General features: G+C 46.1%; 21 protein-coding genes and 3 riboswitches. Of the genes, 11 read left to right on the forward strand and 10 right to left on the reverse strand.

All coding sequences use genetic code 11. The annotated features are described in order from the left end of the window. Both RH89_RS22565 and RH89_RS22570 read right to left on the reverse strand, forming a co-directional pair. A partial coding sequence (locus tag RH89_RS22565; RefSeq protein WP_139063345.1) for a LysR family transcriptional regulator occupies positions 1-449 on the reverse strand: 449 nt, incomplete at its 3' end. A gap of 55 nt (positions 450-504) precedes the next feature. After that, on the reverse strand, positions 505-1,431 hold the full coding sequence (locus RH89_RS22570; protein ID WP_004407021.1) for a LysR family transcriptional regulator: 927 nt from the start codon (positions 1,429-1,431) through the stop codon (positions 505-507). A gap of 123 nt (positions 1,432-1,554) precedes the next feature. On the opposite strand from RH89_RS22570, the gene chrA reads away from it, so the two are divergent. Next, on the forward strand, positions 1,555-2,703 hold the full coding sequence (gene chrA, locus RH89_RS22575) for a chromate efflux transporter (RefSeq protein ID WP_004407023.1): 1,149 nt from the start codon (positions 1,555-1,557) through the stop codon (positions 2,701-2,703). Between the two features lie 204 nt (positions 2,704-2,907). Next, positions 2,908-4,062, forward strand: coding sequence for an HD domain-containing phosphohydrolase (locus RH89_RS22580; RefSeq protein ID WP_004407032.1), 1,155 nt, complete (start codon positions 2,908-2,910; stop codon positions 4,060-4,062). Here the strand turns inward: RH89_RS22580 and RH89_RS22585 are convergent. Continuing rightward, positions 4,049-4,630 carry a hypothetical protein gene (locus RH89_RS22585; RefSeq protein WP_004407035.1) on the reverse strand — a complete coding sequence of 194 codons (582 nt, stop codon included), beginning with the start codon at positions 4,628-4,630 and terminating at the stop codon, positions 4,049-4,051. The two genes, RH89_RS22580 and RH89_RS22585, sit on opposite strands and share 14 nt — an antisense overlap. A 110-nt stretch (positions 4,631-4,740) precedes the next feature. Beyond that, positions 4,741-4,947 carry a Flp family type IVb pilin gene (locus RH89_RS22590; RefSeq protein ID WP_004407037.1) on the reverse strand — a complete coding sequence of 69 codons (207 nt, stop codon included), beginning with the start codon at positions 4,945-4,947 and terminating at the stop codon, positions 4,741-4,743. A gap of 319 nt (positions 4,948-5,266) precedes the next feature. Here RH89_RS22590 and RH89_RS22595 point away from each other — a divergent pair, with 319 nt between their 5' ends. Beyond that, positions 5,267-6,958 carry an AMP-binding protein gene (locus tag RH89_RS22595; RefSeq protein WP_004407039.1) on the forward strand — a complete coding sequence of 564 codons (1,692 nt, stop codon included), beginning with the start codon at positions 5,267-5,269 and terminating at the stop codon, positions 6,956-6,958. Between the two features lie 101 nt (positions 6,959-7,059). On the opposite strand, the gene RH89_RS22600 is transcribed toward RH89_RS22595, so the two are convergent. Continuing rightward, entirely contained in the window at positions 7,060-7,251 is a 192-nt protein-coding gene (locus tag RH89_RS22600) for a hypothetical protein (protein ID WP_004407040.1), read from the reverse strand. A 111-nt stretch (positions 7,252-7,362) separates the two neighbouring features. Between RH89_RS22600 and RH89_RS22605 the strand changes: the two genes are divergently transcribed. After that, complete coding sequence (locus tag RH89_RS22605) at positions 7,363-8,274, forward strand: LysR substrate-binding domain-containing protein (RefSeq protein WP_004407041.1); 912 nt, start codon at positions 7,363-7,365, stop codon at positions 8,272-8,274. A gap of 122 nt (positions 8,275-8,396) precedes the next feature. Here the strand turns inward: RH89_RS22605 and RH89_RS22610 are convergent, their stop codons facing one another. Beyond that, on the reverse strand, positions 8,397-8,606 hold the full coding sequence (locus RH89_RS22610) for a DUF1127 domain-containing protein (RefSeq protein WP_375342724.1): 210 nt from the start codon (positions 8,604-8,606) through the stop codon (positions 8,397-8,399). A gap of 97 nt (positions 8,607-8,703) precedes the next feature. Here RH89_RS22610 and RH89_RS22615 point away from each other — a divergent pair, with 97 nt between their 5' ends. Further along, on the forward strand, positions 8,704-9,660 hold the full coding sequence (locus RH89_RS22615) for a LysR substrate-binding domain-containing protein (RefSeq protein ID WP_004407043.1): 957 nt from the start codon (positions 8,704-8,706) through the stop codon (positions 9,658-9,660). Between the two features lie 22 nt (positions 9,661-9,682). Here the strand turns inward: RH89_RS22615 and RH89_RS22620 are convergent, their stop codons facing one another. Continuing rightward, on the reverse strand, positions 9,683-10,234 hold the full coding sequence (locus RH89_RS22620) for a TetR/AcrR family transcriptional regulator (RefSeq protein ID WP_004407044.1): 552 nt from the start codon (positions 10,232-10,234) through the stop codon (positions 9,683-9,685). 88 nt (positions 10,235-10,322) lie between these two features. Between RH89_RS22620 and RH89_RS22625 the strand changes: the two genes are divergently transcribed. Next, entirely contained in the window at positions 10,323-10,856 is a 534-nt protein-coding gene (locus RH89_RS22625; protein ID WP_004407045.1) for a dihydrofolate reductase family protein, read from the forward strand. Positions 10,857-10,935: 79 nt separating this feature from the next. On the opposite strand, the gene fusA is transcribed toward RH89_RS22625, so the two are convergent. Together fusA and RH89_RS22635 are read right to left on the reverse strand one after the other, a co-directional pair. Further along, a complete protein-coding gene (gene fusA, locus RH89_RS22630; protein WP_004407047.1) occupies positions 10,936-13,023 on the reverse strand; it encodes an elongation factor G in 2,088 nt (695 codons plus the stop codon). 197 nt (positions 13,024-13,220) lie between these two features. Further along, positions 13,221-14,105, reverse strand: a complete 885-nt coding sequence (locus tag RH89_RS22635; protein WP_004407049.1) for an HAD family hydrolase — start codon at positions 14,103-14,105, stop codon at positions 13,221-13,223. A gap of 403 nt (positions 14,106-14,508) precedes the next feature. Next, positions 14,509-14,601, forward strand: a riboswitch (cyclic di-GMP riboswitch). A 55-nt stretch (positions 14,602-14,656) separates the two neighbouring features. Between RH89_RS22635 and RH89_RS22640 the strand changes: the two genes are divergently transcribed. The 4 genes from RH89_RS22640 to RH89_RS28890 all read left to right on the forward strand — a co-directional run bounded on the left by RH89_RS22640 (position 14,657) and on the right by RH89_RS28890 (position 22,597). Continuing rightward, positions 14,657-16,159: a hypothetical protein gene (locus RH89_RS22640; protein WP_080564063.1), complete on the forward strand. Its 1,503-nt coding sequence runs from the start codon at positions 14,657-14,659 to the stop codon at positions 16,157-16,159. Between the two features lie 196 nt (positions 16,160-16,355). Further along, positions 16,356-16,452, forward strand: a riboswitch (cyclic di-GMP riboswitch). A 38-nt stretch (positions 16,453-16,490) separates the two neighbouring features. Beyond that, the gene (locus RH89_RS22645) at positions 16,491-18,005 is read left to right on the forward strand and encodes a hypothetical protein (protein WP_004407052.1); all 1,515 of its coding nucleotides are present in this window, start codon (positions 16,491-16,493) and stop codon (positions 18,003-18,005) included. Between the two features lie 168 nt (positions 18,006-18,173). Continuing rightward, positions 18,174-18,252, forward strand: a riboswitch (cyclic di-GMP riboswitch). Positions 18,253-18,385: 133 nt separating this feature from the next. Further along, positions 18,386-19,849: a hypothetical protein gene (locus tag RH89_RS22650; RefSeq protein WP_004407053.1), complete on the forward strand. Its 1,464-nt coding sequence runs from the start codon at positions 18,386-18,388 to the stop codon at positions 19,847-19,849. A 423-nt stretch (positions 19,850-20,272) separates the two neighbouring features. Then, positions 20,273-22,597 (forward strand): Ig-like domain-containing protein, encoded by a 2,325-nt coding sequence (locus tag RH89_RS28890; protein WP_004407055.1) that lies wholly within the window; start codon positions 20,273-20,275, stop codon positions 22,595-22,597. An 85-nt stretch (positions 22,598-22,682) separates the two neighbouring features. On the opposite strand, the gene radA is transcribed toward RH89_RS28890, so the two are convergent. Further along, a complete protein-coding gene (radA, locus tag RH89_RS22660) occupies positions 22,683-24,062 on the reverse strand; it encodes a DNA repair protein RadA (RefSeq protein ID WP_004407057.1) in 1,380 nt (459 codons plus the stop codon). Between the two features lie 138 nt (positions 24,063-24,200). Here radA and RH89_RS22665 point away from each other — a divergent pair, with 138 nt between their 5' ends. Further along, positions 24,201-26,543 (forward strand): PilZ domain-containing protein, encoded by a 2,343-nt coding sequence (locus RH89_RS22665; protein ID WP_004407058.1) that lies wholly within the window; start codon positions 24,201-24,203, stop codon positions 26,541-26,543. The last annotated feature ends 53 nt before the right edge of the window (positions 26,544-26,596 follow it).

Here is a 26,596-nt window from a genome sequence, read left to right on the forward strand (position 1 = left end):
CCAGCACCTTTGTGCAGTTTCTTCTGGTAAAACAGCTGAGACTTGTCACTCAGAATATGAACGCCAAGATCCACGTCCTCTTCCGCAATCAAAGGCTCGCTGAGTTTCTGCCAAGTTCGCAGCTCTATGACCGCCTGTGTTTCTTTTCGAATGGCTTTGATCAACTCAGAACCACACGTCACCAGATAAGGCTCAACAATATGCAAAGTCACCTTATCCAGCCTAGTAGGGTCGAAAACTTCCGGATGCAGTGCCTGTTGTACCTGTTCCAGTGCAGTTTTGAGTTTGGGTTCGATTTCACAGGCATAACTGGTGGGAGAAAGCCCGTCACCACCGCGAACAAAAAGTGGGTCACCCAGTTCCTCCCTAAGCTGCGCCAACACTTTGGACACGTACGACTGCGAACGCCCTAACTTGAGGGCAGCCTTCTGCGTGGAATGTGTCTGCATCAACGCCAGAAAGACAGGAACAAAGTTTAAATCGCTTAGCAAAATGAAATTCCTCTTATGCCTTGTTCTTTATTGTAATTTCTTCTTTTACCAATTCACGGAGCCATATGTTTTTGTCTCTGGTGTGCTGTCGTGATGGCCAAATCAAAGAAATAGCAAAGTCGTTCACATCAATGGGCGGCTTGGTCATCACCAGTTGGTCATCAAAGCCTTCAATTTGTGCCATTCGCTTGGGCACAATGGCAAGCAGCTTTCGCCGACGAAGCAATTGTCGAATGGTCAGGAAATTCCCTGCTGCTACCCGTACCTGACGACTTTCTCCCATCTGCTCCAGATGTTTATCGATACCAGTGACCAGTTCGCCGCCCGGGCTGACTAACGCATGGTCAATAGACAGATATTGCTCCAGTTTTAGCGCTTTAACTTTGCCAAACAGAGACTCATCAAACAGGCACACATGTTCTTCGTCATATAGGTGCTCACTTTGAAATCGCGCATCCATATCAGGAAAACTTCCCACGACCACATCCAGCTTTTGCTCTTCGGTCAACCTTACATAATTACTTCGGTTGACGTTAACAAAACAAATCTGACTTTCAGGAGCCTGTCTGGAGATAACATCAAACAGTACAGGCGCAAAGATAAACTCGGCGTAATCCGTTAGCCCGATGCGACAAACGCCCTGATACTCTTCTGGCAGAAACGTCTTAGGAGAAAGGAGCTCACCGGTGATCTGATCCAGAATACGCTCGACGGTTGATGCCAGCGAAATCGCCCGCTCGGTGGGCAACATGGTGTGCCCGTGTCTTTCGAACAGGGGGTCATCGAGCAAAGTTCTAAGACGAGCAAGGCTATGACTCATCGCAGACTGGCTGACATACAGCTGAGCAGCGGCCGCACTGACGCTCTGGCTTTCGAACAGAGCGGAAAATGCCACTAAAAGATTCAAATCAATGCTTTTCCAGTTGATGTCGTGTCGCATACTTACTCTAAGCCCTAACCCATTTCATTCATATTCTATATTAAATCTATCAATTTGAGTCATTTAAAAACTCTCCCTAGACTATGCCCAATAACCTTATTCCTTTATTTTTGGATTCAGCAGATGTTCTCGATTTTCAAAACTTTCTTTCTGCTAGGCTGGGTCAGCTTTGGTGGTCCTGCAGCGCACATTGGCTACTTTCGCAATACTTTTGTAGAAAAGCTGAAATGGCTGAGTGAAGCCGAATACGCCCAAATCGTTGCACTTAGTCAGTTCCTTCCGGGACCGGGATCCAGCCAGGTAGGCTTTGCCCTAGGTTATCGAAAAGGCGGAATAACGGGCGCAATTGCGGCGTTTCTTGGTTTTACTCTCCCTTCCGTTATTCTGATGCTGTTACTTGCTGTCCTTAGCAGTCAGTTGACGGATTCCAGTGTTTTTCAAAGCATCATTCATGGATTGAAACTGTTAGCCGTTGTAGTCGTAGCAGACGCCACGATTGGCATGTATAAAAACTTCTGCCAACAAAAAGTTACCATCGCTTTGTGCGTCGCTACGGCTATGGCGCTATTACTCTTCCCCAACTTGTACACTCAGATGATCGTCTTGGTTGTCGCGGCTCTGGTGGGTCAGGCGTTACTTCGTGGGGATCAGGCAAATACTGAAAGTCGTGAACCGACTCAAATTCGCTGGCTACCTTTGCTTCTGTTTGCCGCGCTTCTTTTCGGCTTACCTGTGTTGGGTAGGCTGGCTACTGAAATTCAACTGTTCAGCGATTTCTATCAGGCTGGCAGCCTGGTGTTTGGTGGCGGTCATGTGGTGCTGCCACTTCTGCAAAATATCGTCGGAGATCAGCTTAGCCAGGACGCATTCTTAACCGGATACGCAGCCGCACAGGCCGTGCCGGGACCGATGTTTACGTTTGCAACCTACATAGGTTACGAGCTATTACCAGCCAGCCCAATTCTTGGCGCTCTGCTGGCAACTCTGGCAGTTTTCTTACCGGGCTTTTTGCTCTTGCTTGCAGTGCTGAACAACTGGCAGGAGTTGGCGAGCCGACCGAAACTTTCGGGGGCAGTAGCCGGAGTGAATGCTTCCGTTGTCGGTCTGTTGCTTGCGGCTCTATATCAACCTGTATTTATCAGCGCAGTGCTGTCAGGGGCCGATATGGCTGTGGTAGTGGCTGGTTTTTATCTACTCAAGCAACGAAAGCTACCAATTGTCGCTCTAGTTGCCTTCTTTATTGGTGCTGGTATGTTACTTGGCATGCTTTGAATAAAAAAATTGAGGGAAAACCGAGCTCGCATAGGCTCGGTTTTTTCTTTTCATGAGTAGCCAAAGTGGTGATTAAATTTTCAGCAATATTTCACTTTCTTGTCTAAACTTGATCGTTAGATATTCACTAAAGCTTATTGCAATTTTATTGATAATAAATATGTCATGAAGCTATAGGGAACCGGCATCAAGAGGAAAGCGGTTATGTTTATTCGGCAGCGTCAGTCGTTTCATTCTTTTCCAAGCCAGATGGCATCTCTCAATCAGCATTTGGAGCATGTTCACAACCAGATAAAAGACAAAGTGCCAGAAGTGGATCGGGTATCATTCACTCTTTACGATGCTCATCTGGACTTACTCAGAACGTATGCGGAAAGCGATACCGATGGCAATTCCCTGAGCCATCACGAATACCCATTTTCCGAGTGTCGATCTTTACAGGAATGTGCCAACAAAAACGTGCATCGAGTGATCAACGACATTGCTGCCACGGTCAATTCAAACCGACATCACTCTCGCTGGTTGATTGAACAGGGGTATCATTCCTCATTTACTGTTCCGACATATCACCATCAGCAGTTCATTGGTTTTATTAACTTCAACTCACATCAGAGCCATGTATTCAGCCCGGAAGTACAACGTGAGCTAATGCCCTTTTGCGAGCAAATCAATTACACCATCAACTCCGAGTACTCGTTAGTCCATTCCATTCTGACGTCTGCCGAGCTCACCCGAGACATCTACCCTGGGGCGCAAAGCGATTCCGATGAACATATTCTCAGAGTCAGCCTGTACGCAAAATTGATCGCGCTCGAAGTGTCAGAGTTGTACCAACTGGACGATGAAACCATTGAGCACATCCACCTCTTTTCCCGTCTTCACGACATTGGGAAAATAGCGCTTCCTGACACCTTACTGCTCAAGCCGACAAAGCTGGATGAGAAGGAACGAAAAGTGATGGAAAACCATGTAGAGAAAGGGCTGACCATCGTTAATAAGATCCTGCAAAATCTTGGTTCTCCAGATCACCCCTGCATTCAGGTATTGAAAGACATCATGACCTACCATCATGAATTTCTTGATGGTAGCGGATACCCGTCTGGTGCGAGTCATGCGGATATACCTGTCTCTGCGCGAATCGTCACGGTTGCTAACATTTTCGATGCCTTAACCAGTCACAGACCTTACGCACAGGCGTGGTGTGTGACTTCTGCTTTGCTGGAACTGGAGAAAATGGTCGCTGAAGGTAAGTTAGACGGAAACTGCGTGAATGTGTTACGCGATCACCAGGGTTACATTTCTCAGGTTCTGGAGCAGCACCCTGAACACGACCCAAGAGAAGGAATTACTCACCACTAGAGCTGGTCAGTTTTTCTAAATCAATGCCATGCTCGATGAAATGCGCTTCCAGCTTTCTGGTGCGTACAATCGCTACGCTTAAGTGATTAAACATACCATCGTGTTTTTGCTGAAGAGCCAGTGAAGAAGGATTTTGGCTGACGGCTTTCGCGATAAAATTCAAAACCCAATCAGATTCTTGTGTTAATTCATCCTGTGTAAAAGGAAAAGTGACATAAGCAAGCAAATGGGGTTCTTCTGCCAAGCTCACTTCGCTGCGGCTGACCAGATAATCTGCACATTGCTTGCTGATCCCCAGTGTTCGAATTTCTTCTGCCAGCCAATAATCAATCGTAGAAAAGTGATGAGATGAGCTGTATTTGTGACTCTCAAGAGCAATATTTTTCCCTTGATTAGCACCGCTTCCCAACCCAATGGTTTGGTGGTAGTCGATAACAGGTGCGTTACAATTTGTAATGAGAGCGTTGGAATGGCGTTCAAGATGATCGGAATAGACAGAACCTGTGAGAAATAAAAATAACGCAGTGCTTCCGATGAGGCATATTTTTTGTTGTTTAAAATGTGTCATAGAAATAATAAAACACCGAACACCAAAATATAGCTCGGCTGTAAGAAATCAGAGACGAAAATTTAAAACACAAAGTGTACGGTTATATTTTCAAAAAAGCCGCAACACTCTTATTCAGAGTAAGAAACCGCGCCCCCTTCTGAAATCGATGTAATGGCTTCTTCCAGAAAAACCTGCAAGTCTTTGTCAAAAATCGCGATAACAACGGCTGACAAAGCAACACCAATAATGGCGTACTCCACAGCAGTGACACCACGTTCGTTTTTCACAAACTTTCCAGCGTAGATTCTGATGAAGTGGATAATCGCAGTAATCATCACGCTCTCCTTTTCTCTGCCAGAGAAAAATCTTCATATATTAAGGCTAGTTCGGAGCGTGTAGTTATTCAAACATGGAACTGCCTTATCTATAGAATTAAATATCGGTTATAAATAACTGCATGGTAATTAAAAGAAAAACACAGGTTAGAAAATGTAAATATTGTTACTGACAATTAAATAAGAAATACATCTAAGTTTGAGATCTCAACGTGAACTAAAATTTGAAAGGCTTGGTTGACCACGGCTATACTAACAGACTAGTTTAACATCATGATAACAATTACAATTCATTATAAAAAAGACATGGAGTCATCTGATGGTTCAGCCTCAATCGACACAGAATGTGAAATGCTCTCTCACCCCTCCTAATGAACTGATCCTGAAATGGGCAGAGGAACGTCCTAACGACGTTTATCTCAAGCAAATTATCAATCGACAGTTTGTAGAATTTACTTACGCTGACGTTGCCGACAAAGCACTAAAACTCGTCTCTGCCTTGCAGGGTCTGGGCTTGAATCCCGGCGACAAAGTCGCGCTGATTTCCAAGAACTGCGCGGAATGGTTTATCACCGACCTGGCGTTAATGCTAGGTGATTACATCAGTGTGCCTATTTTCCCAACCGCAGGCAGCGATACCATCGAACACTGTATTACTCATAGCGGAAGCAAAGCTCTGATCGCAGGTAAACTTGATGATTCAGCAGCGACAACTGAAGTCATCAACAAACTCAGTGATCTGATCACCATATCGCTGCCTTACGATTCAGCACCCAACTGCCAGCATGCATTCACTTCGCTTATTGAAAATCAATCGCCGAGTGAACTGAGACCAGAACACTACGACGATAAGCTGATGTCTATTGTGTACACATCGGGTACATCTGGTTTGCCAAAAGGGGCGATGCTTACCTATGGTGCTTTCAACTGGTCAAGTCAGAAATTGATCGAACACTTAGGGGTAGACAGCGACGGAAACGACCGCCTGATGTCTTATCTTCCTCTGGCGCATATTACCGAACGCGTATACATCTTCGGTACTTCGATTCGTGAAGGTGTACAAACTGCCTTCCCTGAATCGTTAGATACCTTCATTGAAGACGTAAAAATGCAGCGTCCTACGCTGTTTATTTCAGTGCCACGCTTATGGACGGTGTTCCAGCAGCGCATTCAGGAAAAGCTGCCGCAGAAAAAGCTAAACATTCTGCTGAAAATCCCGTTCATCAATTCCTTAATTAAGAAAAAGCTGGCAGACGGGCTGGGCCTGAACGAAGCGCGTATTCTTGGTTGCGGGTCTGCTCCTGTATCCCCAGCACTCTTAGAATGGTATCGCTCGGTAGGTCTTAACATCACCGAAGCTTGGGGCATGACAGAGTCGTTTGCTTACAGCACGTTGAACTATCCGTTCCGTCCAGAAAAAATAGGAACCGTCGGTAATGCGGGTCCTGGAGTTGAAATCAAAATCGCTGACGACGAAGAGATTTTAGTTCGCAGTAAAGGCATGTTTGCGGGCTATTACAAGAATGATGAAGCCACTCAGGAATCATTCAATGAAGACGGTTGGCTTCATACGGGGGACATTGGTTCCCTAGACAGCGAAGGCTACCTGACCATCCAGGGGCGCAAAAAAGACACCTTCAAAACTGCAAAAGGGAAGTTCGTTGCGCCAGTCCCTATCGAGAAAAAACTGTTTGAATACAGTAAAGTCGAAATGATGTGTCTGATCGGTTCTGGTCTACCTGGTCCTATTCTGCTGGCTATTCCACACGCCTACCCTAACTTTGACCGAGCTCGCTATGAAAAACGCGCAGTCAAAGTTGTTGAGCGCATGAATCAAACCTTAGAATCCCACGAACAAATTAAAGGGGTTCTTATGGTGAAAGAGCCATGGAGCATTGAAAATGGCGTTCTGACCCCTACCCTCAAAATAAAACGACATGTGCTTGAGAAGAAGTACCACGACATAGGTGCTAACTGGCCCAAAGGGCAAATGGTTGTGTGGGAAAATTAATCTCATAGTCTGTTTAAATCTCTTAGAGAGCCCTAGTGGCTCTCTTTCTTTTTTATATAAACGCTGTTTACTAAATAACACTCTGCACTAATAACCTCTACTTATAGAAAGCGTATGTAATCCCGATTGGACTCTGGTTGAGTTTCCATACCCACATCTTTTTGCATGTGTGGTGACATTTTGGTTAGTAAGGCATATCTCTGCTTGTATCGCTTAGAGCCAAAGTTCCATGATAACTTGGTCTTGGGGAGTGTAATTTCGAAATCGAACCCCCAATGTAATGCTATTCTCATGACATTCTCCCCTTATTGACGCTTGTGACTTAGCTTTATTTACGGCTATTATGGAATCAACATGATCAATATTCGAACGACAATTTCTTACATCTAATATAAGTACACGTTATGGATTCCAGATTGCGACATTTATCCGGGCTGCGCTATTTCGAAGCCGCGGCTCGATTGAGTAGCTACAGCAAAGCAGCAGAAGAACTGTTTGTCAGTCAGGCAGCGGTTAGCCAGAAGATCCGCCAGCTTGAGCAGGTTCTGGGCTGCAAGCTGTTTATCCGTCAGGGTCGGGAAATGGCTCTGACCGAAAAAGGAAAAACGCTCTACAAACAGGTATCTAAAGGCTTTGAGAGTATTCTTACCGGGCTGAATCAAATCACCAATGAACCCGTAGATGGCGTGTTGTCTGTCAGTTCTCCCCCATCCTTCGCGTCGCGTTGGTTACTGCCAAGGTTGTGGAAATTCTCCATACGCCATCCTTCTATCCCCATCAGGGTCATGACAACCTGCAACGACATGGATTTGCGTCATGGAGATATTGATGTCGCAATCTGGCAAGGAGAAGAAATGGAAGATTCTGAAGGGCTGTTGTGTGAACGCCTTTTGGAAGAACCAATCTATCCGTACTGCTCACCCGAACTGGCTGACTCGATGAAGTTCGACGATCCAAAACAGTTGCTGGATTGCTGGTTGATACATTACGAATCTAAATGTTTCCCTTGGGAAGATTGGTTTAAAATTTTAGACATAAAAATGAAGAAATCGTCCATTCAATGGATGGAAGTCGGCACCTTTGATCTTGCCATGAACGCTGTCGCAGCTGGGCATGGTGCCTGTCTGGCAACCGAATGTTTAGCCAGCGATTACGTTGAACGCGGCATGCTGGTTCGCCCTTTCGATATTGGTATGACACCGGGGCTGACGTTTCACCTGTTTTCTGACCCAGACTCCCCCAGAAGGGAACGTATCAAGGCTTTTTCTGACTGGTTGCATTCAGAAGTCGAAGCTACGCTGAATCCTATCGAATAAACGCAAGGCTAAAAAAGAAAAAACTCAGCATGAAAAACATGCTGAGTGCGCGACATTAAGATCGTTTTGTTAGCTCCTACGCCGACAACAAAACGGGATACAGGAAGGTCGCTAACTTGGAGTTAATCCCAGAATGGTCTACGAATTTCTTTGTTTGCCTGTTCTTTCGTAATACCAACGTCGTCTAACAGGTGTTCTGGTATCTCTGCCAGTTGCCTGCGAGTGCGGTAATTTTGAAACCATCGCTTAATCAAAGAGAACGCTTTCTTTACTAAGCTGGTCGGTTTCTTAACCGCAACTCGTGCTGAATAAATCGCTGATGTCGTCATCATTTCCTCCTTGATTGTTATTAAGCTCGAGATCAATAATTAATCAAAATAGGTGCGTAGACAAACGATAGAAATTGACATTGAGTTAAGGAAAACTTAAGTGAAAGAAAAAATACCGCCACTTCAAGGGCTCTACTACTTTTATATCGCTGGAGAAACAGGCAGTTTCAAGTCTGCTGCAGACCGCTTATTTGTTACCGCTGCTGCAGTTAGCCAACAGATCCGGTTGCTAGAAGACTGGCTCGGCACAGAACTTTTTATCCGGCAGCACAGAAAGGTACACTTAACTCATGAAGGTGAGATGCTATTCAGGCAAGCTCAAAAAGGATTCGCGCATTTACAGGATGGAATTCGACAGATAAACCAGGATCCTGACCCGAATCGACTCTCCATTTCAACGCTCCCTTCCTTTGCGCAGCACTGGCTGGTGCCGCGCATTCGGCATTTTCGCGAAAAACATCCAGAAATCGCCTTGTTGATTGAGCCCAAAAACGAACTGGTGACCTTTCAGGATTCCAGTGTTGATCTTTGTATTCGTTATGGCACTGGCAACTACAAAAGCGTAGAAAGTATCTGGCTGATGGATGAAGTCGTATACCCCGTCTGCCACCCGCTCTATCAGAAAGAGCATCAAATTACCTCGATAGAAGATTTAAGCAAAGCAGACTTAATCGAAGATATGTGGCCAGATATGGACTGGCAGTTGTGGCAGGAAACACTAGGTATAGAAGGTGGAAAGTCTACGCTGCAATACGATGGTTCGCATTTTGTCTTAGAAGGCGCTCTGTCGGTGCAGGGAGTGGCGCTGGTTAAGCACAGCCTGGCCTACCGATACTTACAAGAAGGCAAACTGGTCAGAATCGGGGACGTCGGTTTGAAGCCAAGATTCAACTATTTCTTGTGCGCTCCTTCAGGCTATTTCAGACGGGAAAAAATCCAGACCTTTGCCACCTGGATACAACAGCAAGTTCAGGAGTTTTGTGGCTTAGGTCGTGAAGGGTTAACTGTCATTGAAACCGACTACTCTTTGAAATGGAACGGGAAAAAGAAATTCTGAGCCACGCTTTGTTCATTCATAGCTACTTTGACAAAGACCGACAATAGAAATCCAAAATACCATCGAGGCGATCAACGTTTAATTGCTCTCGATCTGAATTGCAATTGAGTGCTAATGCAAAACCATGAAGATACTCGACAAGCAGTTCTAAAGCTGCTTGTTGCTCTCCTTCATCCAAAGAAAGCGGTTGAATAATTCGCTCAAATCGGGTGATGAACACTTCAGCAGGACCCGTTGATTTCATCGTTAGCAATGTTTGCAAAAGCCCGGAATACGTGTCCAGTAAGGATACATAGCTCCTGCACAAGGATTTCAACTCTTCTGTCCAATTTTGGTTGTCCTGAGTCTCGTATATGCCATCCACCAGCGAAATCGTGATTGCCTCTAAAAGAACATTCTTGTTTTTGAAGTAATGATAGATCGCCATTGCATCCACATCTAACTCACTGGCAAGCTTGCGAATACTCGGGATGGCACCTGTCGCTTTCATCAACTGTTTCGCCGTATCCAGAATACGCTCTTTACTGAGCTGACTGCTCTTTGGTCTGCCTCTTTTTTTCACTTCTTTTTCCATTCTATTTTTTTACTGGATTATTTCTACACTGTAGAATTATAATTAAACCTTCTCTGTAATCAAGAAACAAAGAACGAGGGCAACGTCCATGGCAAATATTGTTTTTATCGCCACCAGCATTGATGGTTACATCGCAGACAAAGAAGGTGGTCTTGATTGGTTGCACGCTGCACCCGTGCCGAATGACCTTGATACTGGCTTTAACGCCGTCATGGAGCGAGTTGATGCATTAGTGATGGGAAGAAACACTCTGGATGTTGTTTTGGGGTTTGGAGTTGAATGGCCGTACAGCAAGCCCGTTTATGTGCTGAGCAATACATTAACCAAGGTGCCAGAGGGCTACGAAGACAAAGTGTTTCTGGTGAATGGAGAGTTGAAAGAGATTGTCGAACAATTAAATCAGAAAGGCTTAAACAACCTGTATATAGACGGTGGGGCAACCATTCAGGGCTTTTTACAGCAAGATTTGATTGACGAGATGATCATAACCACCATACCTGTATTACTCGGTGGCGGTGCACCTTTGTTTGGTGATTTAAATACTCAGCAGGCTTTCAAGCTGGTAAAAAGCGAAACCTTTGCGGGCGCAATCATCCAAATCCACTACCAGCGAAACCGCTAAGCGATTTAAAACAAATCTCACAGATAAACAAAAGCCCCGCCAAATTGGCGGGGCTTTCAATTACTTAGCTAGAAAAGAATTACTTGTTTTCTTTCTCTTCTTTCGCTTTAGCAATTACTTCTTCTGCAACGTTTTGTGGACATGCAGAGTAGTGTGCGAACTCCATAGAGAACTGACCACGACCAGAAGTAATTGTACGTAGGTGACCGATGTAACCAAACATTTCTGATAGAGGTACTTCAGCCTTGATACGTACGCCAGTAGTACCAGCTTGTTGGTCTTTGATCATACCACGACGACGGTTAAGGTCACCGATTACGTCACCAACGTTGTCTTCTGGAGTGAACACGTCAACGTTCATGATTGGCTCTAGAAGTTGAGCGCCAGCTTTTGGCATAGACTGACGGAATGCGCCTTTCGCTGCGATTTCAAATGCGATTGCAGATGAGTCAACTGCGTGGAAGCCACCGTCGAATAGCTCAACTTCAACATCTAGCGTTGGGTAACCAGCTAGAACACCGTTTTCCATCATAGACTCGAAGCCTTTCTCTACTGCAGGCCAGAATTCCTTAGGAACGTTACCACCTACTACTGTAGAAGAGAACTTGAAGCCAGAACCAGTTTCACCTGGCTTGATGCGGTAGTCGATCTTACCGAACTGACCAGAACCACCAGACTGCTTCTTGTGCGTGTAGCTATCTTCAATTTCTTGAGTGATAGTTTCACGGTAAGCAACCTGAGGTTGACCAACGATTAGGTCTACACCGTAAGTACGCTTAAGGATATCAACCTTGATGTCTAGGTGAAGTTCACCCATACCTTTCAGGATTGTTTCACCTGAATCTTCATCAGTCTCAACCTGGAATGATGGATCTTCTGCAACCATCTTACCGATCGCGATACCCATCTTCTCGCTGCCGCCTTTATCTTTAGGCTGAACCGCGATAGAGATTACTGGTTCTGGGAAGATCATCGCTTCAAGCGTACATTCGTGCTTAGGATCACATAGAGTGTGACCAGTCTGAACGTTCTTCATACCAACAACAGCGATGATGTCACCCGCTTGTGCTTCAGTAAGCTCGTTACGCTCGTCCGCTTGCATTTCACACATACGGCCAATACGCTCAGTCTTACCAGTCGCTGAGTTAAGGATAGTGTCACCCTTCTTCAGACGACCAGAGTAGATACGGATAAACGTTAGTGCACCAAAACGGTCGTCCATGATCTTGAACGCTAGCGCTTTTAGTGGCTCGTCTGCATCAACAGTTGCTACGTCGCCAGTTGGCTCACCAGTTTCTGGATCAGTTAGAGGCTGAGGATCAACTTCTGTTGGAGCAGGTAGGTAATCTACAACTGCGTCTAGAACTAGCTGAACACCTTTGTTCTTAAATGCAGAACCACAGAATGTTGGGAAGAATGCTAGGTCACGAGTACCTTTACGGATACAAGCTTTTAGTTGCTCGATAGATGGCTCTTCGCCTTCCATGTAAGCTTCCATTAGGTCGTCGTCTTGCTCTACAGCAGTTTCAACTAGCTCTTCACGGTACTGTTCCAAGTCGTCAGCCATGTCAGCTGGAACGTCTTGTACTTCGTAGTTTTCTGGAAGACCAGAGTCATCCCAAACGTAAGCTTTACGAGTTAGTACGTCTACAACACCAACGAAATCGTCTTCACGACCGATAGGCAGAGTCATTACTAGTGGGTTAGCACCTAGAACGTTCTTCACCTGGTCAACAACGTTGAAGAAGTCTGCACCCATACGGTCTAGTTTGTTTACGAAGATCAGACGAGATACTTCTGAATCGTTCGCGTAACGCCAGTTAGTTTCTGACTGAGGCTCAACACCACCAGAACCACAGAATACACCGATACCACCGTCAAGAACTTTAAGAGAACGGTATACTTCAACTGTAAAGTCAACGTGTCCCGGAGTATCGATCACGTTTAGGCGGTGACCTTTCCACTCACAAGTTACAGCTGCAGACTGGATTGTAATACCACGCTCAGCTTCTTGCTCCATGAAGTCAGTTGTAGACTCACCGTCGTGTACTTCACCCGTTTTGTGGATTTTACCAGTAAGCTTTAGTATACGCTCAGTGGTGGTAGTTTTACCCGCATCAACGTGCGCGAAAATACCAATGTTTCTGTACTTTGATAAATCTGCCATTGTCTTACTCTGTTAATAGGATATAAAATGCGCGCAGAGTATATCACAATCAGCCAAGACTGATACCCTTGCGTGCATTTGAAGAAAAAAAACTTTTTAACACTATTTATAGATAAAAAATAGCGCTAGAAGTGATTTATTTTTATGAAGGTGCTTTGACCTTAGTATTCCCTTAAATGGGGACTTATTTATTGAAATCAAGAGCGCGTAAGCGACGATTGATTTGCAAACACAATATGCCAGTCTTCCTTCATAGAAATACGAGAGAACATGCCCAGCTCATCCAAAGACGCCTGAGTACGTGCCCCAAATGGGTATACATATTCCCTCTCTTTGTCGTCATGGTCAACCAGATAACAAAGTGCCTCTTTATTATTAGCAGAAATCCACTCCAACAGTTCCAGATCGCCGTCTGAATTTCCCACCACTATCACAGGCTCTGCAGGGCAACGTTTCTGAACGGAGCGAATTTTCTCATCATGGATGTTTAAGTTTAGGGCACGCCCCTGTGACGTACTGTACAAAACAGAGCCCAGTACCCGATCTGCCGGAATCCCAAACACCGCTTCAACCCATGGTCTGACAAATTCTTCAGAGCTTCCTGTACACACATAGCAGGCGAATTGGTTTTGATGCAGTGCATCAATCCACTCTTTGACGGGCAGATAAATCATGTCCAGATAAGAGTGACCATGTTCTGTATGTAACGCTGTGTCCAACCACTCCCCGCACATCTGCTCAATCTCTGCGCTGGTGCTATCGGGGTAAGCAAGGTTAAATGCATCCAGCAACATTTTCCCTGAACCTGCAAACTGGCGCTGCGCACGGGCAACCGCATCAGTGAGAACCTGTTTCTTCGGCTCATCCAATTCAGTCTCGATGGCTTCCTTTAGTTTATCTATCACGAAAAAGAGCTCTGCGAAGTAAGGCTTTTCACACCACATCGTGCCGTCAAGGTCAAACACAGCAATTCGCTTCTCGACTGGTAAATAAAGAGGGGACTTTGGATCTGTCCATTTATTTAATGCGCTTAAACACTGAGGAAATGCGGTGTTTTCTTTCCAGTAACTGGGCTGTTTCAATGATGACTCCCTACTTCATGGCAATAACTCATTTCAAGTTACTTCAAGTTAGAATATTCAGCGAATTATTCTGCTCAATTTACGGTCTTTATATGAATCAAGAACGTAAAAATCGACCATTCCTTGGCAGCAGATCACAAAAAATAGGCATTTTTTGACCGTTAAACGAAATCTTAGTTCAAGAAAAGTATGTAATGCTTGCAATGAATTCATAATTGATACCGCCGATATTTCCCCCAATATTTATCAAGGAAATTAGATAGATATATATGACACTTTTATTACCTAGTTAATACTTCGTAGTAAAGTACCAAAAAACCATCCTATTGGACTGAGTGCGAACTCATCAATTAACACTTTTATCATGTAGGAGATCTTGTCTGGTTAGCTTATTTTTTGCTCAACGCTCAAAAGGCAAACTTGCTTAAAAGCAGGGACGCAAAATGACAGTGCCACTGATTTTTGGAGAGGATTATTGGCAGGCTGCATTACAAGAGCAGATGTTGAAGCAAATCAACACCACTAAAATAAACAGACAAGGAACGAGCGTGATGACTAGACGAGTTCTTTTTACAGCCACTACGCTGGCTTTAACTACAGTATCTGCATTTGCAGTATCCGGGGAAACGTACACTCAAAACTTTAGCGGCTTCGCTGATCAAACTGATCGTGGTTCTTGGGGTACTATTACATTTACACCAGGTGAGCCTAGCCTCACTCCTTCAGATAAAGCGGCTTACACCAATGCCAGCGACGAACTTCTGTTTGAAGTACGTTGGACCTGGAACACCATGCGTCGAATGCTTGGTAAGCCTGCATTTAACAAATTAAGAAAGGAAATTGGCGTTCAGAAGCTTCGCGAACTTATTGATGAGCAGTGTGAAGCACGAGTAGAAGTTGGTACTCAGCGTACTTACAACTATGGCGCCCCTTCCGTTGGTGGTTACGTAGCAGAGATGGATTCTGACATTTATCACTGTAATCGCAACAATCCAAAAATTACCGTAAATGGCGTTGTTTACCCACTTTCATATCCGCAGAAATCTTCAACTGTGAATATGCGCACTTTTGTACCAACAACTCCGGGTTCCAAATACACATTGACCATCAAATACCACAAGCGTAACTACAACTACAGTCGCTTTGGTATCAATGCAAACCAAGCTTATCGCAACATGAACGTCTGGGTTCGTGGTGCGCTGGAAGAAGCTTCGTTGGAAGGTCTTGGTGCTATTGCGTTTACTGGGCAACGTGTCCGCTTACCTGCTAACCCAGCAGTCAGTGATGCAAACCAGGAAGACGGATTTAATGTTGCAACCATCAGCTTTACGGCTAACCGCTTCTACACGCCTGTTGCTCTGGCAGACAGCGGTCACCCAGATTCCTACGGTCTTCTGATTAACGAAATCCAGACCGAGGTTACCGAAGAAAATCCGTTCAAAGAAACATGTGAACTTTTCTTCCCACCAAACAGTGGCGGTTTGAAAAAGTGTCTGACGTCTGGTGGCGAAGAAACGCCTAGCATTCTGAGCTGTAATCTTGAAATTGATGAAACACTTGGCAACTTCAAGGTCAACAGAGAAGGCTACCGAATTGAAAGTGAGCCATGGCGTTACGATCCAAACAACCTGTTCCACGCGAAAAACTACTACAGTGTTGGCAAGGCCGGAATCTCAACCTTGAGATTGGCGAACAATGGTCAATTTTCTGGCTGTCCTATTTACGGCAAGACACTAAAATTAGAAGAGTTCACAGGCAATAACTGGGATTACGAGCGTTACGCGGAACAAGGATGGGTTCAGGTAAGACTGGCGTGTCTGGATGAGAACAACCTACGCGTGGCACGTTGGGAAACGCTTGAGACGGATCACCCTGATAACTTGCTTATCACGGCTAAGAAAATCGATAAAGTGTTTAACGACGACAACTATCAATCTTGCCTGCTCCGTGCTATCCGCTTTGTGGACAGAACTCACACCATTCCAGAAGACCAACCTGGATATGACGCAAACAGCGACGGCTACGAAATTCGTAACGTCCGCATCGAAGATTAGAAGTCTTAGGGTCTGAGTACCTTAGGTTGAACTGCATAACTCAATCTCCTCCAACCCCGGAGTTATGCAGTTCCTTTTCCTGATGTATATACCTCTTTGTTATACATGAGCGCTCTCTTATATAAGATATGAGTAGCATATTTGAGAATGCTGACGATCGTGCATTTTTTCTGAACGAAGATCATGTATTCTACCGCGACTCTTAGGGCAAACCCATTGAGAAGTGGGGGCGCAAAATGACAGTACCTAGTTTAACTTTAGGACGTTCAATTTAGGTAGGCTGCATTGCTGAGTGTTTTTACCGAGACAAAAACACAAAGGATTTAGAGTAATGAAACTGAAATTTTTAGTTGCAGGTTTAGTCACACTAGCAACCGCACAGGCTCAGGCATTTGTTCCAGCCTCTGTTATCGACAACAATCAATTACAACCTGAAGAATACGTTCAAGACTTCAAAAGCTATTCAAATCAGGTAGGTCACTACTGGGCGACTGTCGACCTTTCTCCAAACCAAACTCTCTCGCCAAGTAACAAAGCGGCGTATACAACAAGCAGTCAAAAAATCTTGTTCGAAGTTCGTTGGACTTGGAACACACTAAGAAAGATGCTTGGTGCCAGCCAGTTTGATGAGCTACGTAACAGCATTGGTGTTGATGAGATCCGCCGCTTGGTGGACAACGTTTGTGAAGCTCGCGCAGAAGTGGGCAAGCACAAAACATACAACTTCGGCAGCCCGCTTCCATGGTGGGAGCAGAAGAAACACTACCTGACTGAGTTAGACTCAGACACTTACCATTGTAAGAAACACAACCCAGCGATTTACGTTGGTGGTAAACGTTACGGATTGTCTTACCCACAAAACAATGCGTCTACTGTTAACCTACGTACTTTCATCCCAACAACACCTGGGTCTGAGTACGAAGTAGAAATCCGTTACACAAAACGTAACTACCACAACAACGCAAGCAATGTATACCGTGACCTGGCTGTATGGGTTCGTGGTGACATTCTTTCTGCGAAACTGGATGGTGGTTCAAACGCCAGCTTTGATGGTCATCGTGTTAGCTTGCCAGCCGCTCCGTCTGCACATCGCGACAGCCACGGCTTCTACGTTGCACGCATCAAATTCAAAGCGGATCGTTTCCACACTGCCGTTGCTCTAGCGGATAAAGGTCTGCCTGATTCTTACGGTATTCTGGTGAACAAAGTACGTACTCACGTAACAAAAGTGAACCCGAACAAAGAACAGTGTGAACTGCTATTCCCAGCTGGCAGCCCAGAGTTGCTTAACTGTCTGAACGGTGGTGAGCCTGCGCCAGAAGAAATCAGCTGTAACCTTGAAGTGGATGAGTCACTAGGCAACGTTGTGGTTGATAATGCTGGTTTCCGTCTGACTGCTGAACCTTGGCGTTACGACCCTGCCAACATTCTTCATCATAAGAATTTCTACGGTGTTGGTCGTGAAGGTATCATCACATTCAAGCTAGCGAATAACGGTAAGTTTGCAGGTTGTCCGATCAAAGACAAGCGTCTGACTCTGGATGAGTACACAGCAAACAACTGGGATTACGAGCGTTACGCTGAGCAAGGTCTGATCAAAGTGAAACTTTCTTGTGTTGAGAATGGTATCCGCGCAAGCCGTTGGGAAGTGGTTGAAACCGAACTGGAAAACAACTACCTGATCACTAACAAGAAGATCGACAAACTGTTTAACGACTCAGCTTACGACAACTGTCTGCTGACAGAAGTACGCTTTGTTGACCGTACTCACCTGATTCCTTCATCTCAGGCGGGATACGATGCAAACAGCGACGGTTTCGACATTCGTGCAATGAAGATCAACTAACCCTGTTTTAAAAAACAACTGCCTAAAGCGCCACTGGAATTCCGGTGGCGTTTTTTATTGGGTCTTACCTAAGCGACGACATATTTCTTATTAAGGAGAACGACTCTACGACTTTAAGACACCGAGTATATTAGCGATTTTTCTGATTTTAGGTGCGCTAACCTGACTTCGCTCTAAGGGCAAACTGGCTGTAAAGTCAGGGCGCAAAATGACAGTGCCTGATGGCAGTGGTCGCTGAGTTTAAGTCATTCAGCTGTGTTGATTTTTCACAATAAGTCGCGTTAACGCTCAATGGAAACATCAACAGTCCAATCAGGCAGGCTGCATTGCTGAGTGTTTTCAGTTTGAAACACAAGGAATAGAGTCATGATAAAAAAACATTGGTCAGCTTAGGATTGGTCTCTTCCGTCTTAGCTTTACCAGTCACCGCAGATACATTAGATAAATACACCCAGCTGTTTAATACCTACCATAACCAGCTAGAGCACGGAACCTGGGGACTGGTCGACTTCACGCCATCGGGTCCTCAGCTTACGCCCGATAACCCTGCTGCATACACATCGGGTCGGACATTGTTGTTTGAACCACGCTGGACAAAGCGCACCATGCGCCATGTGCTTGGTCAGTCGGAATACCAGTATCTGGAAAGCACCATCGGGGAAGAAGAGGTACGCAGAAGGATAAACAATCACTGTGAAGCTCAGCTAGAAGTAGGAAGATCGAAAACCTATGGTCAGCAATACAAAGGCGGCGGCTTTCTGGCGGAGCTGGATTCAGACACCAGTCACTGCCCTCAAAACCGTCGGCTCAACGTAGGTGGCACCTACTACCCTCTGGATTTCAGCAACAATCCATCTGCGGTTAACATTCGCACCTTTGTGCCAACCGTACCGGGTGCAAAATACCGTCTGGTGTTCAAGTACCAACGCCGCGCTTATACGCCGACTTCTCAGGCTAATAATTATCACCGAGATCTGGTCACTCACCTTAACGCAGACATCACCAGTGCTAAAGTCAATGATCACGGTGGTGTCGGAGTAAGTGGTCACCGTTTGCAATTCCCTATTCAGCTTAACGATTCCAACCTGATAAAAGGCTTTAACAAAGCCGTGGTTCATTTCACTGCTGATCGTTTTTACACACCGCTGGTCTTTCGTGACAAAGGGTTGCCAGACTCTTATGGCATGCTGCTAAAAGACGTCAAAGTGTTCCTGACAGAGCAAAACCCAAACAAACAACAGTGTGAACTTCTCTACCCACCGGGCAGCGCAGCTTTGCAAGATTGTCTGAATGGAGGCTCTACCGGGGTGCCTTCAGAGATCAGCTGTAACCTGAACATTGACTCTCAATTGGGTAACTTTGTGGTTAATGAAGCGGGTGAGCGCATTGCCAGCGAACCTTGGCGTTATGACCCTCAGAATGTTCTCAGCACTTCAGATTTCTATTCCGTAGGGAAAGGGGGCGTATCAACATTCAATATGTCGAACAACGGTCAGCTATCGGCTTGCCCTATATACAATAAACGCGTCAGGTTGGAAGAATTTACCTCGAACAACTGGGACTACGAACGTTATGCCGAGCAAGGTTACGTGCACGCGAAACTCAACTGCTTAGCAGCCAACGGGACTCGTGAAACTAGCTGGGTAACGCTGGGCACTGAGCGAACCGACAATCTTCTGATCACTCAGGGCAAAATTGACCAGACGTTCAATGATGCTAAATATCAGAGTTGTTTTCTGCTTGCCTTCCAGTTTGAAGACCGCACACACATCATTCCGACCACTCAAGCTGGATACGATGAAAACAGCGACGGCTACGACATTCGTGCACTGACGCTCAACTAATTCAATCGGGAAAAACGCAAAGCAAACGCCACTGGATAACCAGTGGCGTTTTTTATTGGGTCTTACCTAAGCGACGTGAAATTTCTTATTAAGGAGAACCACTCCACGACTTTGAGACACGATGCATATTAGTGATTTTTATAAATTCAGGTGCGCTACTCTGATTTCGCTCTAAGAGCAAATTAGCCGTGTTAGTAAATGATTCCAAAACCTATCGAATGTGTGTATTCGCTGGCTTGCTTCGCGCGAAAGAAATCAATGCTAACACGACATTTCACAATCAACCTTTTAAAAAAATTTAACTCAAGCAGTCCCAAGTTACACCGTTAGAAATTTGTTTATTAGCTACCCGCATAATCATGAACTCTCCCTTTGTAAGGCTTGATTGCCAGCCATTGGGAATTTCAGAACAGGACTAGGATTATGGATATTTTTTCTATTGCACTCGGTTTACAGGTGCTTCACAAAGATTATGAAGTGAATGGTGTTCATATTGCGCCCGCACATCAGGGAGTAGAGGTGCAAGAGCTTATTCACATGTCGAGCTTAGCAGGAAGCGACGTGCTTCGTATTCCTCTGGATCTGACTTGGACGACACCAACCGGCGTGCCCCAATGGGTATTGGATCGGATAGAAGTTTATCTGCAGCAAGCGCAAAGCCGGGGAATCAAGGTGATTCTGCAACCCGGGCAAACTCCCGTTGACCTGATTCGTAATGGAGGAACCAACGCAGATGCCCCGAACGTAAATAACATTCCTGAGCTGGCGAACCGGTATGCCATCTATGTGAACGAAGTTTACCAAAACCTACCACAATACCGAGACACCATCGCTGGCTGGGAAGTCGGCAATGAACCCAACATGGGTTTTCAGGCGGAGGATGGTGGGTATGTTGTGACCGATAGTAATACACACAGATACTATGCCGTTTCACTGGCAAATGCCGCCCATTACGCCAATTACTTAGCTTATACCGCCAAAGCCATTGATGCCCTGCAACTTGGCTATGAGGTGAATGTCATTGGAGGAGGCATTGCCCACAACGACGTCCCCTACCTCAATACATACCTCAGTACACTTTCACAAAAACTTACCGAATTGGGGACGAGCGTAGACGGCATTTCTATCCACCCCTATACAACCTACATTCGCACTTTTACCAGCCCGGAATCTGGCCGCCCGACCGTATGGGTTGATGTCCCCGAGGCAGGTGCTCACGTCGCAAGCTGGGATTATCACTACAGTTTTCAGGGTGCTCTTTATAATGTGCAACGCATTATGCTGGAAAACGGATTCGATCAGACCGACCTCTGGATTACCGAATTCGGTGTGCCCTCTTATCTAGGGTACAGGAATGCGGGTCCCGATGGCGAGCTTGACCAGGCACGGTGGTTTGCAGAAGCATTCGGCGTGATCGATAGCTGGGGGAATGAGCACCTGAAGGGAGTGATTGCTCACCATGTTCTGGATAGCCACACGTTTGAATACAATGCCCAGTTCAGCGCTTACGACAGCAATAAACCGAATGGCGATGTGAATCACGCAGAGAAATCATTTGGGCTGTTCCACAAGAAAAACGGCTCCTTCACTTCCAAGCCCGCAGGGTGGCTGATGGACTATATCTCCAACAATCGGACTTTCTACTACCACAACATCATTAGTGAGCGTGATAAAAGCGTGTTAGATGCCTCTCACTGGGGGTCATACAGCGGAATCTTTAGCGGCTTTGTCATGCTGACCCATGATGGAAACGACACCGTCACGGGCTCCAATCACGATGACAGTATTTTTGGAGGCAGTGGTAATGATGTGATTTCCGGATTGAACGGGAACGACCGTCTTTACGGTGGTTCCGGAGATGACGACATTCGTGGCGGAGGCGGTGCGAATGACATATACGGAAATGATGGTAACGACGAAATTCGAACCAGTCAGGGGCGGGTTGATGGAGGACGAGGCTTCGACACCTTGTTTTTGTCTGCTAACCCTTCGAGCTATTCGATTACAGGTGACGCTATTGAGTTCACCATCTCGGGTTCAGGTCAGTCTATACGCGGTAGAGACGTTGAAAGAATCCAGTTTGCGGACAACTCTTTTGTCGATTTATCGAACGCCGACGTCGGCAGAGGGAATGGGTTCATTTCCGCTCAGAGTGCCATTGATGCTCAGGATGATCCCAACAACAATGTGACCTACGGGCAGACCATTACCATTCCTGTATTAAGCAACGATACAACCACACCAGAGACGCGAATCACACAAATCAACGGAATTGATATGCAGCCGGGATGGGCAACTTGGGCAAACGGTGCCGGACTGGTTTACTTCCTGCACGACCAGACACTGGCGCTGGAAGCTTACGGCGAGGATTACAGTTTCACTTACACCATATCGGATGAGACTCAAACTGACGTTGCAACGGTCAGCGGTACCATTTACCCCGCCACAGCTCCGAACGCCGTCGATGACCCAAACCACAATGTCGCCTACGGTGCCAGAATCACTATCCCGGTTCTTGATAACGATAGCGACCCAAACGGAGACACGTTACAGATTACGCAAATAAATGGGATTGATATGCAGCCCGGCTGGCAGACATGGGCTAATGGTGCTGGATTGGTTTACGTTCGACATGACCATAAGTTGGAGCTGGAAGCGTACGGTGAAAATTACAGCTTCACCTACACAGTTTCTGATGGCACGGAAACTGACGTCGCGACAGTCAGCGGAACGATAAGCTCACAATAAATCGACAGCTACATCAGTCGATTACCTAAGATTAGTCGATGACCAAAATAAGAACGGGATTTCCTTTTGAAACCCCGTTCAGTCTCTATAGCTCGTCGAAAGCTTCAATGGCTTCTGAGAGCTTTTGGACACCATGTATCTGCATGCCCTTTATGCCGCCTTTTTGCATGTTTGCAGCAGGGACAATCGCTTTGGTGAATCCATGCTTAAAGGCTTCCATCAATCGCTCCTGACCACTTGGCACAGGGCGAATTTCACCTGCCAGACCGACTTCCCCAAACACCACCACATCTTTTGGCAACGGGCGATCACGGAAACTGGACAACAGCGCCATAAGCAACGCTAAGTCCGCACTGGTTTCTGTTACTTTTACGCCGCCCACCACATTCACAAAAACATCCTGATCGGCCATTTGCAAACCGCCGTGCTTGTGTAAAACAGCCAGAAGCAAAGATAAACGGTTCTGCTCCAAACCCACTGCTACACGTCGAGGGTTTGCCAATTGAGAGTAATCCACCAGCGCCTGAATTTCGACTAGTAGTGGTCGGGTCCCTTCCCACACCACCATCACTGAACTGCCTGAGGTTTCTTCTTCACCGCGAGACAGGAAAATAGCTGAAGGGTTGCTGACTTCTTTCAGCCCCTGCCCCGTCATTGCAAACACGCCTAACTCGTTCACCGCACCAAAACGGTTTTTGTGGCTGCGCAAAGTGCGGAAACGACTGTCTGTACCACCGTCCAGCAGCACCGAACAGTCGATAATGTGTTCCAGGACTTTAGGTCCCGCGAGCGTGCCATCTTTGGTTACGTGACCAACAATGAACACCGCGACGTTGTTTTGTTTTGCGTAGCGGGTCAACGCGGTTGCGGATTCACGAACCTGAGCCACGCTTCCTGGTGAAGATTGCACGTCTGCAACGTGCATAACCTGAATAGAGTCGATCACCATGATGCGGGGTTGCTCTTTTTCCGCAATCTGGCAAATTTTGTCGACATTGGTTTCCGACAGCATGCTTAGGTTTTCTTTCGGTAATCCAAGGCGGGAAGCACGCATCGCCACCTGCTGCAATGACTCTTCACCGGTGACATACAAAGTCGGCATCTGACCAGACAGCAAACACATGGTTTGTAAAAGAAGTGTTGATTTACCTGCTCCTGGGTTACCACCAATCAGAATGGCGGCTCCGGGCACAACCCCGCCTCCAAGAACACGGTCTAACTCTTTGAAACCGCTACTGAACCTTGGTACTTCTTGCAGGTCAATTTCAGAGAGTTTCTGAACCTTGGATTCGGTTGCAGAACCTGCATACCCTGATAAACGTTCGTTTCGAGCTACGGTTGGCGATGCGGCAAGACGAATTTCCGAGATGGTGTTCCATGCCCCACATGCACTGCACTGCCCTTGCCAGCGGGGGAAATCTGCACCACAATCATTACATACATATGCACGTTTTGCTTTCGCCATAGAACTTGCCGTCTCTCAATTATTTACAATAAAAATTTAACATTGGGGTCATATCTCTGGGTAGAAGAGTATAATTATTTTAAAGATAACGATTCCGTCGTCGATAACCCAATTAGGACAAGTACTTTAACAGAAACAATGGAACAAGCTGAAATACTCTCGCTGGTTGAACGTCTCATACCTGTGTATCGCTCCGATGATTTTGACCTCGTTCTGTCTCAAATGACTGAGGGAGAACACCCGTCTGTCAAAATCCTAGTCAAAATGGAGATGAAACGGGTCATGGCGCCGTGCACCAAAACCATCGATCTGCGAGGGCGAGTACAGGGAGAATGCCGAGAATACAAGCTGGATGGACTGAACCATTGGCTCGACGACGTTGCGATTAATGCCTACCACAAAAAAGTGAAGCGTTACGGTGCCTATACAGAAGGTGTCTGGGAAGCGCTGATCAATACGCGAAATAACTTCCGGGTGATGAGCAAAAATCGCCCAAACATGACCTACAGCATTACCGATCCAGACAGCCCTTACGAAGCGGAAGCGATACGTTTGGGTTACGACCTGCGACGTCAGGAAAACCGGCTACGTATGTCCAGTCAGGTCGATATTCATCTAAAATCCGGGCAGGAAATACATGGGGTCAGCGTTGACCTTTCCAGCTCTGGTGCCAAATTCAAAGTCCCCAGTGCGTTTGATTACAAGCTGGGAGAAGTGATTGAAGCGCGCTTTGTACAGCTCGCCAAAGAGACCAACAACCCAGAGCTGGAAGAAGCCATTGAATACCGTATTCTGGGAGTTGACGACTGTTTCGAAAACAACAGTGTAAAATGGCTGAGGTTGATGAAGCTGACGGAAACCGACGCGATTGCCCATGCCATAGAGTTGATGCTGAAAAACAGCAGCAAACGCGCCAAACACGACAATCAGGATCACATCCTTCGCGCCCGAACGCGAGGCTACGAACATAGCTACTTAAAGCACACCAGCAATCTTCCCCTGTTTTTCTCGGGTACCGAGCTTCGTTATTCCTTGCTCACTGATGCCAATCAGGCACTGTGGAAATACTGGCACGATGAACGAAATCAACAGACCTTCGGGACACTGTTCAACCGAGAAAGAATGGCGCCGCTGACGCAGCCGGGCATGAGAAGCAGCAGTAATTTTATTTACTCATTCACCCATGATCATCAGGGTAAGCATCTGTTCTACAGCATGATGCTGCCAGAAGCCTCGCGTGAACAACGTCAGCTTTTCTGGCATGTAGGAGCAAGGCGCGATAGCTGGCGTGTATTCCGTTTGCACATGTTCGAGCTATCCAAAGATGAGATTTCTCACTTGCTAGATGTGGCACCTGAGATGTCGGAAACCATTAAGACCCTGACTCACACGGGTATTTTGCAGGAAGTGAGTGACGCGCAAACCAGCCACGACTATCTGCTGACTGAGAAACCCAGCATTCCTAGCTCTGAGTTAAACCGCTTCCGCCACTCACGTCAGGTAATGGGCGCACCCAATGGCATCTATTTTGATTCCAGCTCTCGTCGCTCTGAACCCAGATTCATGTTCGACTCACCCGTAGAGTTAGCCATTGGTACTAAAGATCCCATCAAGGGTAACACCATAGACTTTTCCAGCCGTGGCTTAAACGTAAAACTCAGTGCTCCTTTGCAAGCCAAAGCGGGCGATGAAATTTGCGTGAACTTTATCGAGCTGCAACGTTACGACAGCGATGTCCCCTTGAGTGATGTGCCTTATACGGTTATCAAACTCAGCCCGGACTGTAAAAATGTGCATCTGTCGATCATTGAAAATGCCCAAACGACACGCTGCCTTAACTTTCTGAAGCGCCTGATTAATCACAATCAAGGCAAACTGATTGAAGACAACGAGCCTATTCCGTCTTCTGAACTTTTGAGTACCATGCATCATCTGTTGCTGGGTCGAATGGTGTCTGTACCTTTCTACATTGAAAAGAAAGATCGGATTCTTCAGCCGCGCGCGATTGGAGTCAACTTCCCACTGGATGAACTCACCAAGATTTTTCAGTCCCTTGGGCATGGTGGCAAGCTCTCAATGGAGCCGATTTTTAAAAACAGAACCAACACCTTACTTGCCACACCAATGCGTCCAATCGAGGGAGCGGAACCGACTTTCTACGAGCTGTACATTGCTGTAGTTCAGAAAGGTAATCAGATAGAAGAGATTCATACCCGGTTGCTGTCCGACTTTGAGTCGATAAAAGAAAGAATACGATTTGTGAAAAAAGCCAAGTCGGTAGGCGCGTTTTACGTTATTCGAATATCTGGAATGCCCGTGTTTGATTCGCTTACCAATCTGCTGAATGAGGAATTGAGCAGCTTGGCAAAAGCCACTATCCATCACGCAAGGGCATTGGAGAAAGAGTTTACCAGCTTGATTGGGTACGGAGAGTTTACGGACATTACGGAAGAAATACTGATCCGGTTAGAATTGACTTAAGGCTGGTCAATCTCACAATGCATTTTCATAAAAAAAACGGGCTTAAAAGCCCG

It is taken from the genome of Vibrio nigripulchritudo ATCC 27043, assembly GCF_000222685.1.
GTDB lineage: Bacteria > Pseudomonadota > Gammaproteobacteria > Enterobacterales > Vibrionaceae > Vibrio > Vibrio nigripulchritudo.

Coding starts and splice junctions, on each gene's coding strand:
- RH89_RS22620 (WP_004407044.1), bottom strand. CDS start 10,234: ATGGAAAAAGAAGTGAAAAAAAGAGGCAGACCAAAGAGCAGTCAGCTC.
- RH89_RS22665 (WP_004407058.1), top strand. CDS start 24,201: ATGGAACAAGCTGAAATACTCTCGCTGGTTGAACGTCTCATACCTGTG.
- RH89_RS28890 (WP_004407055.1), top strand. CDS start 20,273: ATGGATATTTTTTCTATTGCACTCGGTTTACAGGTGCTTCACAAAGAT.
- RH89_RS22595 (WP_004407039.1), top strand. CDS start 5,267: ATGGTTCAGCCTCAATCGACACAGAATGTGAAATGCTCTCTCACCCCT.
- RH89_RS22590 (WP_004407037.1), bottom strand. CDS start 4,947: ATGATTACTGCGATTATCCACTTCATCAGAATCTACGCTGGAAAGTTT.
- RH89_RS22580 (WP_004407032.1), top strand. CDS start 2,908: ATGTTTATTCGGCAGCGTCAGTCGTTTCATTCTTTTCCAAGCCAGATG.
- RH89_RS22610 (WP_375342724.1), bottom strand. CDS start 8,606: ATGATGACGACATCAGCGATTTATTCAGCACGAGTTGCGGTTAAGAAA.
- fusA (WP_004407047.1), bottom strand. CDS start 13,023: ATGGCAGATTTATCAAAGTACAGAAACATTGGTATTTTCGCGCACGTT.
- radA (WP_004407057.1), bottom strand. CDS start 24,062: ATGGCGAAAGCAAAACGTGCATATGTATGTAATGATTGTGGTGCAGAT.
- RH89_RS22640 (WP_080564063.1), top strand. CDS start 14,657: ATGACTAGACGAGTTCTTTTTACAGCCACTACGCTGGCTTTAACTACA.
- RH89_RS22605 (WP_004407041.1), top strand. CDS start 7,363: ATGGATTCCAGATTGCGACATTTATCCGGGCTGCGCTATTTCGAAGCC.
- chrA (WP_004407023.1), top strand. CDS start 1,555: ATGTTCTCGATTTTCAAAACTTTCTTTCTGCTAGGCTGGGTCAGCTTT.
- RH89_RS22600 (WP_004407040.1), bottom strand. CDS start 7,251: ATGAGAATAGCATTACATTGGGGGTTCGATTTCGAAATTACACTCCCC.
- RH89_RS22570 (WP_004407021.1), bottom strand. CDS start 1,431: ATGCGACACGACATCAACTGGAAAAGCATTGATTTGAATCTTTTAGTG.
- RH89_RS22585 (WP_004407035.1), bottom strand. CDS start 4,630: ATGACACATTTTAAACAACAAAAAATATGCCTCATCGGAAGCACTGCG.
- RH89_RS22625 (WP_004407045.1), top strand. CDS start 10,323: ATGGCAAATATTGTTTTTATCGCCACCAGCATTGATGGTTACATCGCA.
- RH89_RS22645 (WP_004407052.1), top strand. CDS start 16,491: ATGAAACTGAAATTTTTAGTTGCAGGTTTAGTCACACTAGCAACCGCA.